The organism is Methylobacterium planeticum, assembly GCF_008806345.1.
Lineage (GTDB): Bacteria > Pseudomonadota > Alphaproteobacteria > Rhizobiales > Beijerinckiaceae > Methylobacterium > Methylobacterium planeticum.
Genome location: NZ_VZZJ01000011.1, coordinates 85,386 through 106,125 on the forward strand (window position 1 = coordinate 85,386; position 20,740 = coordinate 106,125).

The window sequence follows — 20,740 nt, forward strand, 5'->3', positions numbered from 1 at the left end:
CGCGCGGGCACGGCTGCCCCTCTCACCCCTCATCGAAGGAAGCACAGCCCATGCGGATCAGGCTCGGGTGCGAACTGAGCTATGCCTTTCCCTACCCGACGCCGATGATCGTCATGCTCAACGTGCATCCGTCGCGTGTTCCGGCCCTGGAGGCGGAGGACGCGCTGACGACGGTGCCGCCGGTCCCGGTCGAGCTTTACCGCGACAGCTTCGGCAATGTCTGCGGCCGCCTCGTCGCGCCGGCGGGCAACTTCACGATCGGGACCGACGTGGTGATCCGGGACGGGGGAGCGCCCGATCCGGCCGAGCCGGAGGCCGAGCAGCACGCGATCGAGGCGCTGCCCGCCGAATCGCTGATCTACCTGCTGCCGAGCCGCTACTGCGAATCGGACCTCCTCTCGAACGAGGCGTGGCGGCTGTTCGGGCATCTGGCGCCGGGCTGGCCGCGGGTGCGGGCGGTCTGCGACTTCGTGCACGCGCACGTCACCTTCGGGTACGAGTTCTCGCACCGGGACCGGACCGCGATGGACACCTACGCGGGCGGCCGCGGCGTCTGCCGTGACTTCGCCCACCTCGCCGTCGCCTTCTGCCGGGCCCTCAACGTGCCGACGCGCTACTGCACCGGCTACATCAGCTTCATCGGCGAGCCCGAGCCGCACGCGGCGGGGGATTTCGCGGCCTGGATGGAGGTGTTCCTCGGCGGGCGCTGGCACGTCTTCGACCCGCGCAACAACAAGCCGCGGATCGGGCGCGTGATGGTGGCCTTCGGGCGCGACGCCGCCGACGTGCCGCTCACCCACACCTTCGGGCCGAACTCCCTCGTGGGCTTCCGGGTCTGGGCCGACGAGGTCGCGGCGCTCGCAGCGATCGAGGAGGCGCCGGACGCGCTGCCCGGCGAGGTCCAGCCGCCGCAGACCATGACGACGCGAACGGCCTGAGGCCGATCGCGCAGAGGGGCCGGCGGGCGCCTCAGGCGCCGCCGCCGCCCCGCGCGATCGCGCGCTTGACCACGCCCTGGACCTCGGGGTTCGAGAGGAACAGGTCGTGGTTGATCAGGCCGCCGCCGTAATCGGAGGCGTCGGCGACCCGGACGCCGAGGGCCTCCAGGCGCTCCCGGTCGGCCGCGCCCGCCCGGACGATGCCGCCCGCGATGGTGCTCGACAATTCGAGGGCGCGGTCGTTCGTCGAGGAGATCACCGTGATCTTGTTGACGTCGGGCCCGAGCCGCTCGACGCCCTTGGTGAACAGGTCGATGTCGATATCCGGGGCGGCGAGCACCACGGCGCCGATGCGCGCCATCGCGGCCTCGCCGGCCTCCGCCCGCACCATGCGCAGGGTCTCGAGCGTCAGCAGCGTGCCCATGGAATGGGCCACGATGTTGATGCGCCCGCCGCTCGGCGAGTTGGCGAGGGCCTTGATCAGGTCCTCGAAGGCGTCGCGGGACCAGAGGGCGCTCTCGCGGTCGTAGCCGTAATCGAACGTCGCCGCCGCCGAGGGCCAGGTGAACAGGCCCGAGACGCCGCGGAAGCGGATGCCGTCGGACAGGCGCGCCGCGCTCACGGCCGCCGACTCGAACGATTCGCGGTAGCCGTGGACGTAGATCAGCACGTCGCGCCCGAGCGCCGCCTGCGCGAAGGCCCCCGCCGCCGACCCGCCGGTCTCGACCTTGGGCACCGTGCCGATGGTCCAGTCGCCGGTGACGACGGCCGAGACCTTGCCGAGGAGCGAGCGATCCGGGGGCGACAGGCGCACCTCGGCGAAGCTCAGGCCACGGCCGCGCTCGGAGCTGAAATACGGGGGCTTCGGCGGGCTGCCGACGGGCTTGCGGGTCGTGGCGACGAGCAGGACCGGCATCACGTCGAGGGCCGATTGGCGCTCGGGCGTCACCACCGCGCCGGTGACGAGGCCGTCCGCCACGCAGGCCCCGAGGCTCGGCGCGAGGCCCGCCACGCCCATCAGGGCGCCGAGGCGGACGAAGGTGCGTCGGGTGGGCCGATCTGTCTGGCGCATCATGATGGTGTCGGTCCCGCACGGATGGCCGGACGCCGATGCGCCCGGTCCGGTCATCCCTAGCCCCTGGCTGACAATCTTGGCCATGACAGGGCACGGGCGTGGCGGTGCCGCCTGAGAATTGCGGGCGGGCCCCGGGCTGTTGCGCCCGCGGCACAGGGTGGGCGGCTCACCCCAGGGTTGCTTGCGGCCACGCACAGGCCACCGCATGATCCTCGATCGTCAGGCGACACCTCTTCCGATCGCGACGGCCCGCTTGCAGGCGGGCTTGCGGCGAGTTGGCCCGACGCCGCCATTCGAGTGGGCGGATCGGAGAGGGGGTGAGCCATGTGATCGGGTTTGCGATCATCACCATCACGGTGACGAAAAACGCCAGCGCGTGGTCTCTGACCATCACGGTGGCGCTGATCTAGGGATCGCGTCATCCATCGTCTGAACAGGACAGCGCGAGACTGCAACTCTCGCGGCGTCCGCCTTCGGCTGAGACGATGCCGTTTTTAGAGGGCAATACCGCCTTCGTTTCAAATGCGCGCCTCCCCTCGACGAACGGCCGCGCTCCCGGCATGAAGGGCGCATGGCCGTTCCTCCCGCACTCGACCTCGACACGCTCCGCGAACGCCTGCTGGCCGGCAACCGCGCCGCCCTCGCACGCGCGATCACGCTGGCGGAATCGAAGCGCGCGGATCACCGGACGGCGGCGCGCGACCTGATCGACGCGGTGCTGCCCCAGACGGGCGGCGCGATCCGGGTCGGCATCACCGGCGTGCCCGGGGTGGGCAAGTCCACGACGATCGACGCCCTCGGGGCGAACCTCACGGAGGCCGGCCACAAGGTCGCGGTGCTCGCCGTCGACCCCTCCTCGTCGCGGACCGGCGGCTCCATCCTCGGCGACAAGACCCGGATGGCGCGCCTCGCCGTCGACCCCAACGCCTTCATCCGGCCCTCGCCCTCCTCCGGCACCCTCGGGGGCGTCGCCGCCAAGACCCGCGAGACCATGCTGCTCTGCGAGGCGGCGGGCTTCGACGTGATCCTCGTCGAGACGGTCGGCGTCGGCCAGTCTGAGACGGCGGTGGCCGACCTCACCGACTTCTTCCTCGTCCTGATGCTGCCGGGGGCGGGCGACGAGCTGCAGGGCATCAAAAAGGGCATCCTCGAACTCGCCGACATGATCGCGGTCAACAAGGCCGACGAGGGCGAGGGTGAGCGCCGGGCGAACGCCGCCGCCTCGGAATACCGGGCGGCGCTGCATATCCTGACGCCGCCCTCGGCCACCTGGACGCCGCCCGTGGTGACGATCTCGGGGCTCAACAACAAGCGCCTCGACGCGATGTGGCAGAAGGTCGTCGACCACCGCGAGAAGCTGACCGCCACGGGAGAGATCGCCAAGCGCCGCCGCGCGCAGGACGTGAAGTGGATGTGGGCCCTCGTGCACGAGCGCCTGCACCAGCGCCTCGTCGGCTCCCCCGAGGTGCGCAAGGCGACGGCCGAGGCGGAGGCCGCGGTCGCGGGCGGCGCGCATTCGCCGGCCGCCGGCGCGGAGACCATCGCGACGCTGATCGGCCTGTGACGGGACACGGTCCCCTCCTGATCACCGGGTTCGGTCCCTTTCCGCGCATGCCGGTGAACCCGAGCGCGGCGCTCGCCCGCCGCCTCGGCACGCTCCCCCGCCTGAGACTGGCGCTGGGGCAGCCGCCGCGGGTGCTGGAGCTGCGCACCCGCTACGACGCGATCCCCGAGACCTTCGTGCCCGCCCTGGCCGAGCGGCCGGTGGCGGTGCTGATGTTCGGCGTCGCCGCCAGCGCCCAGCGGCTGCGGGTCGAGATGCGAGGCCGCAACCGGGCGAGCCGCCTGTTCCCCGACGCCTCCGGCACGCGGCCCGCGCGCCTGACCCTCGATGCGGACGGCCCGGCGGAACGGCGCAGCAGCGTGGCGGCGGCGGCCCGCGCCGTCCTGCGCCGCCACGGGGTTCCGGCGGCGGCCTCGCGGGATGCCGGGCGCTACCTCTGCAATGCGAGCTATTACCGGGCGCTGGCCGAGGCGTGCCCGGTCCTGTTCCTGCACATCCCGCCCCGCGCGCCGCCTCATGCCCGGGTCCGGCGGCCGGCGCAGGGACGGGCCGCGACCGATTCCGAGCGCCTCCTGCGGGCGTTGACCGGCATCGCCGCTATGCTCGCGCGGCGGGGCCGGGGCGGCCACTGACCGGTCAGGCCGCGTCGGAGGCTGCAGAGGCGGGCGCCCGGCACGGCGGCAGCGGCGGACAGGGTACCGCCTTCGTGTGGTCCGCTGCGTGGGAGCTGGTCCGGCCGCGACGGTCGCCTCGACCCGGAATGCCGGGGAGAAACCCTGAGGGATCCGCCCCGGTCCACGCGACGGGACGCGCCCGTACCCCAACGGGCCCGGCTTCAGGAAAAACTGCGCCGTGGCGGTGCACAAACGCCCCTTCGGGCGTTTGGTGACCGACGGATACCGGCGGCCGTGCTCCCCGCGCAGCCGCACGGAGACCGAGAGAGGAGACCACCATGGTTGATACGGATCGCATCGCCGGCACCGCCAAGGAACTCGGCGGCAAGGTTCAGGGCGCCGCGGGCGACTTCGTCGGATCGTCCCGCGAATCCGTCGAGGGCCGGTTCCGCGAGGCGCAGGGCAAGGCCCAGGACGCCTACGGCCAGGCCAAGGACACCCTGCGCAACGTCGCCGACGATGCCGCCGACTATGCCGGCGACGCCTATGACCGCGGCAGCGCCTACCTGCGCGACGGCAGCCGCGCCGTCGGCTCGCGCGTCGAGGAGAACCCCCTCGTCGCGCTGCTCATCGCGGGCGCGGTCGGCTACGGCCTCGCCCTGCTCCTGCACGGGCGCCGCTGAGCCGCGCCGGAACTCTCGCCCTCCGGCCGCCGCGGCCGGAGGGCGGGCCGCGCTACTGCGCGGTCCAGCCGCCGTCGACCGAGAGGTTGGCGCCCGTCATCTGGGTCGCAGCCGGCGAGCACAGGAACACCGCGATCGCCGCGACCTGATCGACGGTGACGAATTCCTTCGTCGGCTGCGCCTTGAGGAGCACATCCTCGATCACCTGCTCCTTCGTCAGCCCCCGCGCCTTCATGGTGTCGGGGATCTGGCTCTCGACGAGGGGCGTCCAGACATAGCCCGGCGAGATGCAGTTCGCCGTGATGCCGTGGGTGGCGAGTTCGAGGGCCACCGATTTCGTGAAGCCCGCGATGCCGTGCTTGGCCGCCACATAGGCGGACTTGAACGGCGAGGCCACGAGGGAGTGGGCCGAGGCCACGTTGACGATGCGCCCGAAGCCCCGCGCCTTCATGCCCGGCACCGCCGCATGCACGGTGTGGAAGGCGGAGGACAGGTTGATGGCGATGATGGCGTCCCACTTCTCCGGCGGGAATTCCTCGACGGGCGAGACAAACTGGATGCCCGCGTTGTTGACGACGACGTCGATCCGCCCGAAGGCACCTTCGGCTTCCTCCATCATGGCGGCGATCTCGGACGGCTTCGTCATGTCGGCGCCGGAATAAAGCGCCCTCACGCCGCACTCCGCCTCGATGCCGGACCGGATCGCCTCGATCTCGTCGGGCTTGCCGAAGCCGTTGAGCAGGATGTCGGCCCCCTCGCGGGCCAGCGCCTTGGCGATGGCGAGGCCGATTCCGCTCGTGGAGCCGGTGATCACGGCGGCCTTGGATTTCAGGATCATGGGTGTCCTCACTGCTTGGCGGCCCCGGCGCGAGGCGATGGCGGCGTCGGTCCGGTGTTGTAGCGGGAGGCATGCGGCGCGGTCACCCGTCCGGGCGGCCCCGCGGGGTGACGCTCGCACGAACCTGTCGCCCGCTCCCGGCACGCCGCTCGATCGGTCGCCGCGCCCCGGCGCCGTTGACACGCCGGTCCCGCTTCGCCAGTTTCCGCGGCGCCTGGGGCCGGGCGCCTCGCGGCGACGCCGTATCGTTGCCACATGCGCCTGCGAGACGGCCCCCTGGCGGCTCGGACACGCGCGGTGGGCCGGACCCTTTCTTCCGATACGATCTCCGAAGACGGTGTGATGCGCTCCTATCTCGACTTCGAAAAGCCCGTTGCGGAGCTGGAGGCGAAGCTCGAGGAATTGCGCGCCGTGGGCGAGCGCGACGGCGCCGTCTCGATCAGCGAAGAGGTCGGACGCCTCGAGGTGAAGGCGGCCCAGGCCCTCGCCGAGATCTACGCCAATCTCACGCCCTGGCAGAAGACCCAGGTCGCCCGACATCCGCAACGGCCGCACTTCGTCGATTACTGCGCCGGGCTGATCACCGATTTCACCCCGCTGGCGGGCGACCGCAGCTTCGGCGAGGACGAGGCGATCGTCGGCGGCTTCGGACGCTTCCAGGGCCGGCCCGTCTGCGTGCTGGGCCAGGAGAAGGGCGCCACCACCGAGACGCGCCTGCGCCACAATTTCGGCATGGCCAAGCCCGAGGGCTACCGCAAGGCGGTGCGCCTGATGGAGCTCGCCGACCGCTTCGGCCTGCCGGTCCTCGCCTTCGTCGACACCGCCGGCGCCTTCCCGGGCATCGAAGCCGAGGAGCGCGGCCAGGCTGAGGCCATCGCCCGCTCGACCGAGGCCTGTCTCGCCCTCGGCGTGGCGAACGTCGCCCTCGTCATCGGCGAGGGCGGCTCGGGGGGCGCCATCGCCCTCGCCACGGCCAACCGCGTCCTGATGCTGGAGCACGCGATCTACGGGGTGATCTCCCCCGAGGGTGCCGCCTCGATCCTGTGGCGCGACCAGGGCCGGGCGCACGATGCGGCCACCGCCATGAAGATCACCGCGCAGGACCTGCTGCGCCTCGGCATCATCGACACCATCGTGCCGGAGGCGACCGGGGGCGCGCATCGCGACCGGGAGGGGGCGATCACGGCCGCGGGCACCGCCCTCGCGGCGGCATTGGCGGAGTTCGACGGAATGGGCGCCGCCGAGATCCGCGACCGGCGCGCCGCGAAGTTCCTCGAGATCGGGCGCAAGCTGTGAGCCGGACCGGGGACGGCTCGTCGAGCCGCCCCTTCCCCATCCCCTTCGCCATCCCCCGCGCCGCCGGCCTCCTGCGCTCGCTCCGCCGCATCGGCGGCCGGACCGCGCGGGAGCCCGGACTCGTCAACCACGTCTCGCTCGGCACCCATTGCCACATGGCGCAGGTGCTGAAGACCCTCGGCCTGCGCACCTGGTCGGGGCCCTTCGACTGGATCTTCTCGACGCCCGGCATGGTCCGCGACTGCCTCGCGGACGATTTCGCCACCCTCCTCGACCGCTCGCAATTCGAGACCATCCCGGTCGCCGAGCGCCCGGAGCCCGGAATCGGCCGCTGCCGCCACCGGCTCTACCGGGAGCGCTACGACCACCCTTGCGTGTTCAACCATCACGATCCGGCCTCGAGCGCGGCCGACTACACCTTCCTGACCGAGGGGGTGCGCCGGTTCCGGACCGCCCTCGGCACGCCTCGGGCCCGGAACCAGTTCTGGATGATGACGGCGCTCGACACGCAGGCCGAGGTCGTTGCCCATATCTGCGACGTTTTGGCGCGTCATGGCGATGGAAACCGCCTGATCGTCATCCAGGTCGCCGCCGGACAGACCGAGCCGCGTGCCGCTCTGCGTCAGGCCGGCCCGAACCTGCGCTGGCTGTCCCTCGAGACCCGCTCGGCCTCCGTCGGCCTGCGCTTCGCCGACCCGGCGGACGACCGGGCGCTCGCGGCGCTTGTCGAGCGTGAATCCGCACATCCCGGCCGGCCCTGAGCGCTATGCACAGGAGGGCGCCACCGTGTCTTCCGGATCATTGCGGTAAGGCCCGGGTAAGTTTAACGGGGCTAATGGGTTGGGGAGTGACGTTCGACGGGTGGATCCCCCGCGGACGGTTGGTTTTGAGGACGGGGTTCCCCATGGCTTTGCGTCCGCTCGCGGTTGCGAGTCTCATCGCGTTCGCGCTCTCCCTCGGCGCCTGCCAGGACGGCACGTTCGGCGGCGGCGGCTCGACCCGTCACCTGACGCCGATCCCGCCGAAGACCCTCGCGCTCATGCAGACCAAGGGGATGTCGCAGGGCGACCCGATCCTGATCCGCGCCTACAAGAAGGAAGCGGAGATGGAGGTCTGGAAGCGCGGCGCCTCCGGCCAGTACGCCCTCCTGAAGACTTTCCCGATCTGCCGCTGGTCCGGCCAGCTCGGCCCGAAGACCAAGCAGGGCGACCGTCAGGCGCCGGAGGGCTTCTACACGATCACCCCGGGCCAGATGAACCCGAACTCGGCCTATTACCTCTCCTTCGACACCGGCTACCCGAACGCCTTCGACCGGGCGAACGGCCGCACGGGCAACTATATCATGGTCCACGGGACCTGCTCGTCGGCCGGGTGCTTCGCCATGACGGACGAGTCCATGGCCGAGATCTACGCGGTCGCCCGCGAGGCTTTCGCCGGCGGGCAGCGGGCCTTCCAGTTCCAGTCCTACCCGTTCCGGATGACGGCGCAGAACGTCGCGAAGTTCCGCAACGACCCGAACGCCCCGTTCTGGAAGAACCTCAAGGAGGGCTCGGACTACTTCGAGGCGCTTCGCGAGGAGCCGAAGGTGGGCCAGTGCGGCAACCGCTACGTCTTCGGCGGGGCCGACGCGGCGGCGGGCTCGTGCAGCCCGAAGGTCGACACGCTGGTCGCCGAGAAGCGCGAGAAGGACAACCAGGAGATCGCCGCGCTGATCGCCAAGGGCACGGCGGCGACGCGCGTGGTCTACGACGACGGCGACCAGAACCCGGTCTTCCGCGGCCAGACGACGGGCGCCATCGCGAGCCTCGGCTCCCAATCCGAGCAGGAACTGGCCTACGCGCCCAAGGATTATGCACGCCACAATCTCGGCGACGTCAGCCGGCCCGAGAGCCTGGCCGCCGGTCCGCGCGAGGTCGAGGTCGACGCGAAGGGCCGGCCCGTGATGATGGCCGCCGCGGAGGCGCCGATCCCCACCAAGGCCGCGGCCGCCGCCCTCGCCAGGAAGGGCACGCCCAAGGACGAGAAGAAGACCGCGGCGCCGACCCTGATGGCGAAGCAGGCGGAGCCCATCGTCGAACCCAACAAGTCGATCGAGCCCAGCAAGCCTGCGGCTCCCGCCCGCGTCACCGTGGCGGATGCGGACGGCGACCCGTCCGCCTACCAGAAGGTCTTCGGCACCCTCTTCGGCAAGGCCGCGCCGGCCCCCACCCCCGCGACCCCGGCGGTCGACGCCGCCCTGCCGGCCCAGCCCGAGCCCACGCCGGTTCAGGCCGCGCGGAACGCCCACGCGGCGGCCCATCCGGCCAGGAAGGCCCCGGCGCCCGTCGTCAAGTCGGCGAAGGTGGAGGCCAAGGCGCCGGAGAAGCGCGCAGCGGATCCCGCGAAGAATTGAGGGCTGCGGACGCACGCGCGTCCCGGTCAAAAGAATAGGGGCCCCGCGAGGGACCCCTTTCTTGATTGCCGTGATGCCGGCGACTCACATGCCGCGGCGCATGTCCCGACGCATCTCGCGGCGCATCATGCGACGCTCCATGTGACGGTGCATCGCCCGGCGCTCCATGCGCCGATGCATCATGCGGCGCTCCATCGGGGTCATGTAGACATGAGTGATGGCGTCGGGGGCGGTCACGCCCATGGGCGCGCCCGGAGCGGCCGAGGCGGAGGTCGCGAGGCTCGCACCGCCGAGCGTGGCGAGAACGGCGATGGCGAAGGACAATTTCCTCACTGAGCAGACTCCTGGTCTCTGAATTCCGAGCGCGGCACCCGGTTTTTTCTCCGGGAAGGGGCTCCCGGAGAGGGGTCTCGCGCCTCGCGGCGCGGCGGGTCTCCGCAGGGACCCGCCGGCTACAACTTCTGGATCAGAGATTCGTTTCCTCGAAAGCCTTCACCCACTCGGCGCAGATGCCGGAGCGGACGATGTCGTCGCGGGTGAACTCCACCACGGGGACGGGCATCATGCGGCTCTTGATGAGGTGGATGACGGTGCGCAGCCCCGAGGTCTCGCGCAGGTCGGTCTGCGAGACGTCGCCGTTGATGATGACCTGGCAATCGTCGCCGATGCGGGTCAGGAACATCTTGATCTCGGCGGTGGTGGTGTTCTGCGCCTCGTCGAGGATCACGAGGCAGTTCTTGAAGGTGCGCCCGCGCATCACCTCGAAGGGCACGATCTCGATGTCGCCGGTCTTGAGGGCGATGTCGAAGGCGGCCGCGCCCATGCGCTCCTTCATGGCCTCGGTCAGGGGGGCGACCCAGGGGGCGATCTTCTCCTCGAGGGTGCCGGGGAAGAAGCCGAGGGAGCGGCCGGAGGGGACGTTGGGCCGGGTGATCACCACCTTGGCGATCCGGCGCTGCCGGAGCTGGTCCGCGGCGCGGGTCCCGGCGATGAAGGTCTTTCCGGTGCCGGCGGGGCCGAGCACGATGACTTGGGCGTGGAGGGCGAGGGCGTCGAGGTACTCGGCTTGTCGTTCCGTCAGGGGTTGGATGGGGCTTAAGTTCCGCTCCTCATCGAAGCGGGTCCGGTGCATGCGGACCGGGCGATCTTCAACCAGCTCAAGTCGTGCGCGCCGTCTTTTCATCGATCAACACTCCAACTGGACTTGCCAACCTGGACTTGCCAATGCGCCGTATCGCGAAACCTGTCTAACTGCGTTGCTCCTCTTACCTGTGAGCCAATCGCAAGCGGGCACGCAGGTTCCACCGCGCCACGCAAAGCCTGTGGAGAGCGCTCGGCCCTTCGAACGCGCGGTGCTGATCTGACGCATGCAATGCCCGCACCATGCCCAGCGGGTCACGACAGCCGCGTGACCATGCGGGGCGAGGCCTGCGTCAAATCGGCAACACTCGGAGATGGCGTGGAAGGGAGGGGTCAGGCGCTCATGGAGCGCACGGGGCAGGCAGGATGACGCGGCATCCGACACGACCTCAGCCCTTGCTCGCCCGCGTTCGGGCGATACCGGCCGACCCTGCCGCCCCCTGTAGTCCGGGCTTGGCCGGCGGGACGCCTCACCCCGGCTGGAGGAAGCTGTCGAGAACCATCTTGCGGCCCGCCTTGTCGAAGTCAACGGTGAGCTTGTTGCCGTCGACCCCCGCCACGGTTCCGGGCCCGAACTTGGTGTGGAAGACCCGCATTCCGCCCGAGAAGGCCGAGGGGCTGCCGGTCGATTTGGCGATGAGCTCGCCCTCGATCTGGCGCGGGCCGCCGGCGGAGCGCCCGGCCGCCCGCCCGCCGGGCGCGGAGCCGAAATTGCGTCCGCCGGCCGAGGTGTTGGCCTGGGCCCGCTGCCAGCCGGGCGTCCCGTAGGACGAGCCGAAGGGCTGCGGGTTGCGGTCGAAGCGCGAGGCGCCGGCCGAGAAGTGGGCGGGCGCCTCGATCACGTCGACGCTCGCCTCCGGCAGCTCGTCGATGAAGCGCGAGGGGATCGTCGAGGACCAGAGGCCGTGGATGCGCCGGTTGACCGCGAAGGAGAGCTTGGCGCGCTTGCGCGCCCGGGTCAGGCCCACATGGGCGAGGCGGCGCTCCTCCTCGAGCCCGGCGCGCCCGCTCTCGTCGAGGGCGCGCTGGTTCGGGAACAGGCCGTCCTCCCAGCCGGGCAGGAACACGGTGTCGAATTCGAGCCCCTTGGCGGCGTGCAGCGTCATCAGGCTGACGCGGTCGGCCCCTTCCGCCTCGCTCGCATCCATCACCAGGGCGACGTGCTCGAGGAAGGCGGCGAGGTCGGGGAACTCCTCCATGGAGCGCACGAACTCCTTGAGGTTCTCGAGGCGCCCGGCGGCGTCCGCCGAGCGGTCCTTCTGCCACATCTCGGTGTAGCCGGATTCCTCCAGAATCGTCTGGGCCACCTCGGAATGGGGCATCGTCTCGATGGCGCGCGCCCAGCGGGTGAAGCTCTCCACGAGGGCGCGCAGCGTCGAGCGCACGCGGGGCTTCAACTCGTCCGTCTCGACGAGCTTGCGGGCGGCGAGCAGCAGCGGGATCCGCTCGGAGCGGGCGTAGCCGTGCAGCTGCTGAAGCGTCGCGTCGCCGAGGCCGCGCTTGGGCGTATTGATGATGCGCTCGAAGGCGAGGTCGTCGGCGGGGTTGGCGGTGATGCGCAGGTAGGCCAGCGCATCGCGGATCTCGGCCCGCTCGTAGAAGCGCGGGCCGCCGATGACCCGGTAGGGGAGACCGAGCTGAACGAAGCGGTCCTCGATCTCGCGCATCTGGGCCGAGATGCGCACCAGCACGGCGATCTCGGCGAGCGGATGCTTCGTCGCCTGCAGGGATTCGATCGACTCGGCCAGCAGCCGCGCCTCCTCCTCGGAATCCCAGGCACCGCTGATCGTCACGCGCTCGCCCGGCACCTCCTCGGTGCGCAGGGTCTTGCCGAGGCGGCCCTCGTTCTTGGCGATGAGCCCCGAGGCGGCGGCGAGGATGTGGCCGGTCGAGCGGTAGTTGCGCTCCAGCCGGATGACGGCGGCGCCCGGGAAATCGTGCTCGAAGCGCAGGATGTTGTCGACCTCGGCCCCGCGCCAGCCGTAGATCGACTGGTCGTCGTCGCCGACGCAGGCGACGTTGCGGTGCCCCTGCGCCAGCAGGCGCAGCCAGAGATACTGCGCCACGTTGGTGTCCTGGTACTCGTCCACCAGGATGTAGCGGAAGCGCTGCTGGTAGTTCTCCAGCACGTCCGGGTTCTCGCGCCAGAGCTTGAGGCAGAGGAGCAGGAGGTCGCCGAAATCGACGGCGTTCAGGGTCGCGAGGCGGGCCTGGTAGGCGGCGTAGAGAGCGCCGCCCTTGCCGAACGCGAAGGCGCCGGCCTCGCCGGGGGGCACCTGCTCGGGGCCGAGGCCCCGGTTCTTCCAGCCGTCGATGGCCGAGGCGAGGGCGCGGGCGGGCCAGCGCTTCTCGTCGATGTTCTGGTCGGCGATGACCTGCTTCATCAGCCGCAGCTGGTCGTCGGTGCCCAGGATGGTGAAGTCGGATTTCAGGCCGACGAGCTCGGCGTGGCGGCGCAGGATCTTGGTGCCGATGGCGTGGAAGGTGCCGAGCCAGGGCATGCCCTCGCCGGCCGGCCCCACCAGCGCGCCGATGCGCGCCTTCATCTCCCGCGCGGCCTTGTTGGTGAAGGTCACCGCCAGGATGTCGAAGGGGCGCGCCTTGGCCGTCGCGATGAGGTGGGCGATGCGGGTCGTCAGCACCCGGGTCTTGCCGGTGCCCGCGCCCGCGAGCACGAGGACGGGTCCGTCCGTCGTCTCGACGGCCCGGCGCTGCTCGGGATTCAGGCCCTCGAGATAGGCGGCCGCGGCAGGCTTCAGCCCGGCCATGGCGCGGGCGGCGAGGGAGGTCGGTGGGCGCGGCGCGTGCGCGTCCGGTCCAGGCGTCATCGCCGCATCAGGGGACTTCTGCATCGGCCTTCACTGGACCAAAACGCGAACGGCGTCGAGGGTCGAGGCCATCCGGCAGCCGGCGGACCGGCCTTGATCGGGGGCGGGGGTGTCGTCACATCGGGCCTAGCCGCCCTCGAACACGGGACCCGCCATGCGCGCGCCGCACCTTGCCGCCCTCTCCCCCCTGTTGCTTCTGATCGGCTCGCCGGCCCCGGCCCAGGGGCTTCCGAGCTCGAACCTCAACAGCATCAACAATTCCCTCGCGCAGCAGAGCCAGGCCCGCACCCTGCGCCAGCAGCAGACGACGCAGTCGAACGAGCTGCGCATGCAGATCCAGCGCAACGAGATGCTTCGCCCGAACCCGGCGCCCGTCCCGGTCATCCTGCCGCGCCGCTGAGATGCGCGCCGGTTCACCCTGGCGGCGGATTGGGGGTGAGGACCGGCTTCGTTATGCTATGTCCGCTCCGGGGGCCCGGGCCGGCCAGCCCGATCGGGCGCCGGAGGCGGCATCGTGGTCCCGTGGAACCCGCTCCGGGGCGCGGGACGTGAGGCGGAACGAACACGGTGCGTGACATCCTGACCGCGCTTGCGGGCGCCGTCATCCTGATCCTCGTCGCGGCGCTCGCCGTCCCGCCCTTCATCGACTGGCAGGGCTTGCGGACGACCGTCGACCGCGCCATCGGCCGCTCCCTCAACCTGCAGGCCCGCAGCGAGGGGCGGATCGAGGTGCGGCTCCTGCCCTCGCCGCGCCTGCGCCTCGACCGGCTGCATCTCGGCGACGAGCCGGGCAAGCCGGCCCTGGACGCGCGTTTCGTCAAGGCCGAGATCGCGCTGACGCCGCTGCTCAAGGGCGAGGTCCGCTTCACCGAGACCCGGATCGGCCGCGCCGAGGTGAGGCTGCCGGTCGCCGAGGGCGACGCCATCCTGCTGCCGCCCGACCTCTCCGCGTCCCTGCGCGGGCGGGACCTCGCCATCGAGGATTTGCGCATCCAGCAATTCCTCCTGACGACCCTGGTGCCCGCGACCGGGCGCACCGACCAGGTCGGCGCCGAGAACCTGCGGGTGCAGGCCCCGTCGCTCGCCGGGCCCTGGCGGGTGGAGGGCGCGAGCCGCGGGGTGCCGTTCCGCTTCGCCAGCGGCGAGCCGACGCCGGAGGGCGCCGTCACGGTGAAGCTCTCGGGCGGCGGCGACACCCAGCCGCGCTTCGAGGCCGATGCGCGCATCACCCTCGCGCCCCTCGACCCCGCCGCCGGGACCCGCCCCGGCCAGCCCCGCGCCATGGTGCCGGAATCCGAGGGCTCGGCCCGCCTCGTGGTCGGCCCGCCGACCCAGGCCGCGGGCCCCTACCTGCCCTTCTCCCTCGGCGGCAAGTTCAAGGCGCGGGGGGCGGTGGCCCGCTTCGAGGGCGTCAACGCCGAGATCGATCCGGGGGGCCAGGCGATGCGGCTCGCCGGCTCCGGCCAGATCGACCTGCGCGCCTGGCGCGCCGGGCTGAGCCTGGAAGCGCGCCGGATCGACCTCGACGCCTTCCTGATCTCGACCGCGGGCCAGGCCCTGATCGCCCGCGGCCCGCCGCGCGGCGCCACCGGCCTGCCCGTGATGCTCGACCTCGACCTCGCGGTGGAGAGCCTCGCGCTCGGGCTCGAGGATTGGTCGGGCCTGAAGCTCACCGGCACCCTCGACCGGACCGGCGGCTTCCTCCTCCGGCGCTTACAGGCGCTGGCGCCGGGCGCGGCGGCGCTCACGGGAAGCGGCGAGATCGACACGGAGCCCGGCCCCCGCTTCACCGGCCGGGTCTCCCTCAAGGCGGCGGCGTCGGACGGGGCCGGGCGCTACCTGCGCAAGCTCGGCTTCGAGGGCCCCTTCGTCGGCATCCTCGACGGCCGCCCGGTCGAGGCGAGCGCGGATCTCTCGGCCGCCGCCCCGGATTTCTCCCTGCGCAACCTCCGCCTCCAGCTCGGCGAGGCGAGCGTCACCGGCAATGCCCGCTACGCCACCGGCGAGGCGGGTGGGCGCGGGCGCTTCGACGCGCAGATCGCGGCGCGCGGCATCGACATCGCGGCCTTGCCCTCCTTCAGCAACGCGCTGGCGAGCCTGCACGGCCGCGATCTCGGCCTGACCATCAAGGCGCGGGACGTGCGCTACGGGCCCTCCGGCGCGAATTCGGGCAACGGCACCATCGCGGCGAGCATCCAGTCGGACGGCTCGAGCCTCGTCGTCGACAGCCTCGACGTGACCGACCTCGCGGGTGCCAACGCCAAGCTGTCCGGCCGGATCAACCCGGACGGGGCCGGGCGCATCACGGGGCGCCTCACCGCCCCAGTCGCGGCACCGCTGCTGGCCCTGCTCGACCGGGTCTGGGTCGCGGAGGCGCGCCTGATCCCGGCCTTCCTGCGGGCCGGCGCCCTCGATCTCGGCGTCACCGTGGAGCGGGGCGCCGGCGAGGCGGAGGCGCTGCGCATCGCCGCGACCGGCACGGCCGCGGGGGGCAGCCTCGACGTCTCGCTCCTGAGCCGGGCGGGCCATGTCGACAGGCTCGACCTGACGATCGCGGCGCCGCGGGCGGGGACCTGGTTCGGGCGGGACGACGTCGCGGGCCTGCGCCAGGCCGCGACCCTGACGCTCTCGGGCAAGCGCGCGGCCTCGGGCTCCGGCCTCGACGTGAGCGTCGGCGGCGTCATCGCCGGCGTGACGGTGTCGACCCGCTGGCCCATCGCCCTCGCGCCGGAGGCCGGTCCGCCCGCGTCCGGCGAGCTGCGGGCGGAGGGCGCCGATCTCGGCCCCTTCCTGCCCCTCCTGGGCGCGGCCGCGCTGCCCGGCCCCTGGCCCGGGGATCTCACGCTGTCCCTGTCGCGGGCCGGGGGGGATGCGCGGGCCGACCTCTCCGGGACGATCGCGGGCGGCAGGCTATCGGCCCAGCTCGTCCGGGCGCCCGACGGCGCGGTGACCGGCACCGGCACCCTCGACCGCCTCTCCCTGCCGCAGCTCGCCGCAGCCCTCGTGCTGCCGGCGGCCCCGCGCGGGGCGGACGCGGCGCAGACCGGCCCCTGGTCGAGCGCGCGATTCGCCGCCCCGCCGACGGGCCGGCCGCGCCTCGACCTCGACCTGCGGGTCGGCACCTTCGAGCTCGGGCGCGGGCTCACCGCGACCGCGACCGCATTCACGCTCGGGCTCGACGAGGGCGGGCTCGCGTTGCGCGAACTCACCGGCAAGCTCGCGGAGGGCCGGCTCGCCGGCTCCGCCACCCTCTCCCGGCAGGGCGCCGCCGCGGGCCTCTCCGGAGAAGGCACGCTCACGGACGCCTCGATCCCGCTCCTGGCCGATGGCGGCCCGATCCAGGGGCGGCTCAGCGCGGCTCTGCGCTTCGGCAGCACCGGCGACAGCCCGGCCGCGCTGATCGGGAACCTCGCGGGCAGCGGCGATGTCAGGCTCGCAGGCCTGACGCTGCCCGGCACCGACCCGGCCGCCCTCAGCCGCGCCCTCGCCCGCGTCCTGACGGAGGACGATCCGCTGCGCGAGGGCCGGCTCGCCGCCATCGTCGGGGAGGCGCTCTCGGCCGCCCCCGCCAAGGCCGCCGGGCCGGCCGCCGCCCCCACCACCATCGTCGGCGGGACGCTGCGCGCCAGCCCCCTCGAGCTCGATCTCGGGGCGGCACGCTGGAGCGGCACCCTCGGTTACGATTTCCGCACCGGGCGCCTCGACGCGCGCGGGATCCTCACCGGCGGCAACGTTCCGAAGGACTGGAGCGGCGGCACGCCGTCCGTTCAGCTCGGGCTGACCGGCCCCCTCGCCGCCCCCGCGCGCAGCCTCGATGCCGGGCCGCTGACGAGCGGCCTCGCCGCCCTGGTGCTCCAGCGGGAATTGGAGAAGATCGAGCTGCTGGAGGCCGATCAGGTCGAGCGCCAGCGCCGCCGCGCCCGGGTCGAGATGGACAAGGCCCGCGCCGCGGCGATCCGGGCCGCGGCCGAGAAGGCTGCGGCGGACAAGGCCGCCGCCGACAAGGCGGCCGAGGATGCGGCGCGTCAGGCCCGGCAGCGCGCCCAGCAGGCGGCCGCGGAGGAGAGCGCCCGCCAGACCCGCGCCCGCGAGGCCGAGGAGGCGGCCCGCCGCGCCCGCAGCGATGCGGAGCCCCCGGTGCCGCCCGAGAACCGCCCGATCGAGGTCCGCCCGCCCGCGGCGCAGCCCTGATGTCGGCCTAGGTCGCGGGCGCGGTGTCGCCGAGGGTCCGGTGGCTCGACGCCGTGCTCTCCGCCGCCCTGCCCACCGTGAGCAGCGCGAAGGCGTAGATCAGCCCGACTTCCTCGAGGCGGTCGAAGCGGCCGGCGGCGCCCCCGTGGCCCGCCTCCATGTTGATCCGCATGAGGATCGGGCCGCCGCCCGTCATGGTGGCGCGCAGCTTCGCGACCCATTTCGCCGGCTCCCAATAGGTCACCCGCGGGTCGGTGAGGCCGCCGAGGGCCAGGATCGGCGGGTAGGCCTTGGCCGCGACGTTGTCGTAGGGCGAGTAGGACAGGATGGTCTCGAAGGCCTGCAGGCTCTCGCCGGGATTGCCCCATTCGGGCCATTCCGGCGGGGTCAGCGGCAGGTCGCCGTCGAGCATGGTGTTGAGGACGTCGACGAAGGGAACGTCGGCGATGAGGCCGGCGAAGAGGTCCGGCGCGAGATTCGCGACCGCCCCCATCAGCATGCCGCCGGCGCTGCCGCCATGCGCGACGATGCGCCCCTCGGCCGTGTAGTTCGCCTCGATCAGGGCCCGCCCGCAGGCCACGAAATCCGTGAAGGTGTTGGGCTTCTTCTCGCGCTTTCCGTCGAGATACCAGCGCCAGCCCTTCTCGGTGCCGCCCCGGACATGCGCGATGGCGTAGACGAAGCCGCGATCGACCAGAGACAGCAGGTTGGTGCGGAAGGAGGCCGGCATCAGGGTGCCGTACGATCCGTATCCGTAGAGGAGGAGCGGCGCGGTTCCGTCGAGGGGGAGGTCGCGCCGGTGCAGGAGGGAGATCGGCACGCGTTCCCCGTCCGGGGCCGTGGCGAAGAGGCGCCGCGTGACGTAGGCCGCCGGGTCGTGCCCGCTCGGCACGCTCTGGCGCTTGCGCAGCTGGCGCGCGCGGGTGACGCAGTCGTAATCGTAGGTCTCGGCCGGCGTCGTCATCGACGAGTAGGTGAAGCGGATCAGGGCCGTCTCGAACTCGTGGCCGGGCTGGAGGCCGAGGGAGTAGGCCTCCTCGGCGAAGGCCACCGCGTGCTCCTCGCCCTGCATGTCGCGCACGATGATGCGGGGCCGGGCATTCTCGATCTCGAGGCGCACGAGGTGCCCGCCGATGACGTGCTGGTGGCGGATCATCACGCCGGCCCGGTGCGGGATCAGCTCGCGCCAGGTCTCCCGGCCCGGCGCGTCGAGCCGGGTGGTGACGATCTTGAAGTCCTCGGCCCCGTCCGCGTTCGTCAGGATGAACAGGTGCTGGCCCCAATGCTCCACCGAGTAGATCAGCAGCGGGGTGCGGGGCTCGACCACGCGCGGCGCGGCGCGCGGCGCGGCACGGTCGAGCAGGAAGACCTCCGAGGTCTCGTGGTCGCTCGCCGTGATCGTCAGGTAGGTCTTCGACTGGGTCGTGCCGAGATGCACGAAGAAGCCGGGATCGCGCTCCTCGTAGATCGTCGCGTCCTCGTCCTGGGAGGTGCCGAGGACGTGGCGCATGACGCGGGCCGGACGGTGGTTGGCGTCGACCGCCACGTAGTAGAAGGCCGTCGCATCCGCAGACCAGACGGCCTCGCCGGAGGTCGCCTCGACGCGGTCGTCGAGGTCCCGGCCCGTCTCCAGCTCCCGCACCCGGATCGTGTAGAGTTCGGAGCCCTTGGTGTCTGCGCTCCAGGCGAGCCGGGCGTGGTCGTCGGAATGGACTGCGGCCGCGAGCTCGAAGAAGGGCTGACCCTCGCCCTCCCGGTCGCCGTCGAGGAGGATCGTCTCCCCGGCCTCCGGCCTGTCGTCGGCGACGGTCTCGCTGTCCTGGCCCGTCAGGACCATGAGATTGCGCGGGCGCCGGCAGACCAGGGGTTGCTGGCCGCCCTCGCGGTGGCGGGTGTAGTAGGCGAAGGGCCCGTCGGGCTCGGGCACGCCGCTCTCGTCCTCGCGGATGCGCCCGCGCATCTCGGCAACCAGGGTGGTGCGCAGATCCGAGACCTCCGCGAGCGCCGCCTCCGCGTAGGCATTCTCGGCCTTGAGATGCGCCAGGATGTCGGCCGGCAGGGCGGCGGGATCCTTCAGGACGTCGCGCCAATTCTCCGCCTTGAGCCAGGCGTAATCGTCGGTGAGCGTGCGGCCGTGCACCGTGTAGCTGTGGGGGCGGGCCGCGGCGACCGGCGCCTCGGTTCGAGCGGTCAAGGTGGAGCGATCAGACGCCATCGCCGGAATCCATTCGAGAAGCGGGGTGGCGGCGCGGGGCCGCCGTCGGCTGCATGTGCCGTGCGGACGCCCAATGAGCAAGGCGCGGGGAGCCATGCGCGGGGCGGAAGGCCCGGAGCTTTCTCGGCCGGAACGCGGGATCCGCGGCGTTCCGGGGGGCCGCCCGCGCCTGCGCCGGGGTGTCACAACCTAGAACTGTAAAGCTTGGACGCTTCGGCGTGATTGTGTGTGATCGGGCAATCCCGTCAAATTGAAATATTATGCAGGAAAGTTGATTTCACGTATCCATGCATAGCCGATCTGTCTTGCGAGTGCATTCCAGATATCCTACAGAGATCTCGTGGCGGGAGGGGCCGCCACACTTCGAAGATCACTTGCGGGTAGTCGGGTGGAAGCTGATGGAGCTGTCCGCCGGATGCCGGACAACGACGGTATGATGGGTACCTGACGTCCGGACCTCGATGCTCGCAGCGCGTCAAGGGAATTTTTCCGATCATGAACGATACAGAACACGCGGTCGATTTCATCGAGCTCGCCGGGGACATCGTCTCGGCCTATGTCAGCAACAACCCCGTCCCCCCGGGTGAGCTGGCGCAGCTGATCGCCCGGGTCCACGGGGCCCTCGTCCAGGTTGCGAGCGGACAACCTGAGGCCAAGGCCGCCGCGGCCCCGCAGCAGCCCGCCGTGCCGGTCAAGAAGTCGGTGACCGCCGATCACATCGTCTGTCTCGAGGACGGGCGCACCTTCAAGTCCCTGAAGCGGCACCTGCGCGCCAAATACGACCTCAGCCCCGACCAGTACCGGGCCAAGTGGGGCCTGCCGCCGGATTACCCGATGGTCGCCCCGAACTACGCCAAGGCGCGCTCCGACCTCGCCAAGGCGATCGGCCTCGGCCAGTCCCGCAGCGGCGATTACGACGAGGCCGCCTGATCGCACGGGCCTGACATGACCGCCCGGGGAGATCCC

At 71.8% G+C, this 20,740-nt stretch carries 16 protein-coding genes; 10 read left to right on the plus strand and 6 right to left on the minus strand.

The genetic code is table 11. The features are described from left to right. Window positions 1-50: 50 nt before the first annotated feature. Window positions 51-938 (plus strand): transglutaminase-like domain-containing protein, encoded by an 888-nt coding sequence (locus F6X51_RS14430; protein WP_150964373.1) that lies wholly within the window; start codon window positions 51-53, stop codon window positions 936-938. A 31-nt stretch (window positions 939-969) separates the two neighbouring features. On the opposite strand, the gene F6X51_RS14435 is transcribed toward F6X51_RS14430, so the two are convergent. Then, window positions 970-2,013 (minus strand): alpha/beta hydrolase, encoded by a 1,044-nt coding sequence (locus tag F6X51_RS14435; RefSeq protein WP_407658557.1) that lies wholly within the window; start codon window positions 2,011-2,013, stop codon window positions 970-972. Window positions 2,014-2,584: 571 nt separating this feature from the next. On the opposite strand from F6X51_RS14435, the gene meaB reads away from it, so the two are divergent. The 3 genes from meaB (at window position 2,585) to F6X51_RS14450 (ending at window position 4,874) form a co-directional block, all read left to right on the plus strand. Continuing rightward, window positions 2,585-3,577 carry a methylmalonyl Co-A mutase-associated GTPase MeaB gene (gene meaB, locus F6X51_RS14440; RefSeq protein WP_150964374.1) on the plus strand — a complete coding sequence of 331 codons (993 nt, stop codon included), beginning with the start codon at window positions 2,585-2,587 and terminating at the stop codon, window positions 3,575-3,577. Next, complete coding sequence (locus F6X51_RS14445) at window positions 3,574-4,209, plus strand: pyroglutamyl-peptidase I family protein (RefSeq protein ID WP_281407646.1); 636 nt, start codon at window positions 3,574-3,576, stop codon at window positions 4,207-4,209. The genes meaB and F6X51_RS14445 overlap by 4 nt, the downstream gene beginning before the upstream one ends. A 320-nt stretch (window positions 4,210-4,529) precedes the next feature. After that, window positions 4,530-4,874 carry a CsbD family protein gene (locus tag F6X51_RS14450; protein WP_150964375.1) on the plus strand — a complete coding sequence of 115 codons (345 nt, stop codon included), beginning with the start codon at window positions 4,530-4,532 and terminating at the stop codon, window positions 4,872-4,874. A gap of 52 nt (window positions 4,875-4,926) precedes the next feature. On the opposite strand, the gene F6X51_RS14455 is transcribed toward F6X51_RS14450, so the two are convergent. Beyond that, window positions 4,927-5,712, minus strand: coding sequence for a 3-hydroxybutyrate dehydrogenase (locus F6X51_RS14455; RefSeq protein WP_150964376.1), 786 nt, complete (start codon window positions 5,710-5,712; stop codon window positions 4,927-4,929). Between the two features lie 342 nt (window positions 5,713-6,054). Here F6X51_RS14455 and F6X51_RS14460 point away from each other — a divergent pair, with 342 nt between their 5' ends. The 3 genes from F6X51_RS14460 (at window position 6,055) to F6X51_RS14470 (ending at window position 9,400) form a co-directional block, all read left to right on the plus strand. Further along, window positions 6,055-7,008: an acetyl-CoA carboxylase carboxyltransferase subunit alpha gene (locus tag F6X51_RS14460; RefSeq protein ID WP_150964377.1), complete on the plus strand. Its 954-nt coding sequence runs from the start codon at window positions 6,055-6,057 to the stop codon at window positions 7,006-7,008. Beyond that, window positions 7,005-7,769, plus strand: coding sequence for a DUF1796 family putative cysteine peptidase (locus F6X51_RS14465; protein ID WP_407658558.1), 765 nt, complete (start codon window positions 7,005-7,007; stop codon window positions 7,767-7,769). The genes F6X51_RS14460 and F6X51_RS14465 overlap by 4 nt, the downstream gene beginning before the upstream one ends. Before the next feature lie 143 nt (window positions 7,770-7,912). Then, on the plus strand, window positions 7,913-9,400 hold the full coding sequence (locus tag F6X51_RS14470) for a L,D-transpeptidase family protein (protein ID WP_150964378.1): 1,488 nt from the start codon (window positions 7,913-7,915) through the stop codon (window positions 9,398-9,400). A gap of 84 nt (window positions 9,401-9,484) precedes the next feature. Here F6X51_RS14470 and F6X51_RS14475 read toward each other — a convergent pair whose 3' ends face one another. The 3 genes from F6X51_RS14475 to F6X51_RS14485 form a co-directional block, all read right to left on the minus strand. Then, the gene (locus F6X51_RS14475; RefSeq protein ID WP_150964379.1) at window positions 9,485-9,733 is read right to left on the minus strand and encodes a hypothetical protein; all 249 of its coding nucleotides are present in this window, start codon (window positions 9,731-9,733) and stop codon (window positions 9,485-9,487) included. Window positions 9,734-9,866: 133 nt separating this feature from the next. After that, window positions 9,867-10,583 (minus strand): PhoH family protein, encoded by a 717-nt coding sequence (locus tag F6X51_RS14480; RefSeq protein ID WP_150964380.1) that lies wholly within the window; start codon window positions 10,581-10,583, stop codon window positions 9,867-9,869. Between the two features lie 427 nt (window positions 10,584-11,010). Beyond that, complete coding sequence (locus tag F6X51_RS14485; RefSeq protein ID WP_407658559.1) at window positions 11,011-13,392, minus strand: ATP-dependent helicase; 2,382 nt, start codon at window positions 13,390-13,392, stop codon at window positions 11,011-11,013. Between the two features lie 130 nt (window positions 13,393-13,522). Between F6X51_RS14485 and F6X51_RS14490 the strand changes: the two genes are divergently transcribed. Beyond that, on the plus strand, window positions 13,523-13,768 hold the full coding sequence (locus F6X51_RS14490) for a hypothetical protein (protein WP_150964381.1): 246 nt from the start codon (window positions 13,523-13,525) through the stop codon (window positions 13,766-13,768). A gap of 167 nt (window positions 13,769-13,935) precedes the next feature. Beyond that, window positions 13,936-17,559, plus strand: a complete 3,624-nt coding sequence (locus F6X51_RS14495) for an AsmA family protein (protein WP_150964382.1) — start codon at window positions 13,936-13,938, stop codon at window positions 17,557-17,559. A gap of 7 nt (window positions 17,560-17,566) precedes the next feature. Here the strand turns inward: F6X51_RS14495 and F6X51_RS14500 are convergent, their stop codons facing one another. Beyond that, a complete protein-coding gene (locus F6X51_RS14500) occupies window positions 17,567-19,774 on the minus strand; it encodes a S9 family peptidase (protein ID WP_150964383.1) in 2,208 nt (735 codons plus the stop codon). A 495-nt stretch (window positions 19,775-20,269) separates the two neighbouring features. On the opposite strand from F6X51_RS14500, the gene F6X51_RS14505 reads away from it, so the two are divergent. After that, window positions 20,270-20,704, plus strand: coding sequence for a MucR family transcriptional regulator (locus F6X51_RS14505; protein ID WP_150964384.1), 435 nt, complete (start codon window positions 20,270-20,272; stop codon window positions 20,702-20,704). The last annotated feature ends 36 nt before the right edge of the window (window positions 20,705-20,740 follow it).

Coding starts and splice junctions, on each gene's coding strand:
- F6X51_RS14500 (WP_150964383.1), bottom strand. CDS start 19,774: ATGGCGTCTGATCGCTCCACCTTGACCGCTCGAACCGAGGCGCCGGTC.
- F6X51_RS14455 (WP_150964376.1), bottom strand. CDS start 5,712: ATGATCCTGAAATCCAAGGCCGCCGTGATCACCGGCTCCACGAGCGGA.
- F6X51_RS14485 (WP_407658559.1), bottom strand. CDS start 13,392: ATGCAGAAGTCCCCTGATGCGGCGATGACGCCTGGACCGGACGCGCAC.
- F6X51_RS14460 (WP_150964377.1), top strand. CDS start 6,055: ATGCGCTCCTATCTCGACTTCGAAAAGCCCGTTGCGGAGCTGGAGGCG.
- F6X51_RS14480 (WP_150964380.1), bottom strand. CDS start 10,583: ATGAAAAGACGGCGCGCACGACTTGAGCTGGTTGAAGATCGCCCGGTC.
- F6X51_RS14450 (WP_150964375.1), top strand. CDS start 4,530: ATGGTTGATACGGATCGCATCGCCGGCACCGCCAAGGAACTCGGCGGC.
- F6X51_RS14490 (WP_150964381.1), top strand. CDS start 13,523: ATGCGCGCGCCGCACCTTGCCGCCCTCTCCCCCCTGTTGCTTCTGATC.
- F6X51_RS14505 (WP_150964384.1), top strand. CDS start 20,270: ATGAACGATACAGAACACGCGGTCGATTTCATCGAGCTCGCCGGGGAC.
- meaB (WP_150964374.1), top strand. CDS start 2,585: ATGGCCGTTCCTCCCGCACTCGACCTCGACACGCTCCGCGAACGCCTG.
- F6X51_RS14430 (WP_150964373.1), top strand. CDS start 51: ATGCGGATCAGGCTCGGGTGCGAACTGAGCTATGCCTTTCCCTACCCG.
- F6X51_RS14470 (WP_150964378.1), top strand. CDS start 7,913: ATGGCTTTGCGTCCGCTCGCGGTTGCGAGTCTCATCGCGTTCGCGCTC.
- F6X51_RS14435 (WP_407658557.1), bottom strand. CDS start 2,013: ATGATGCGCCAGACAGATCGGCCCACCCGACGCACCTTCGTCCGCCTC.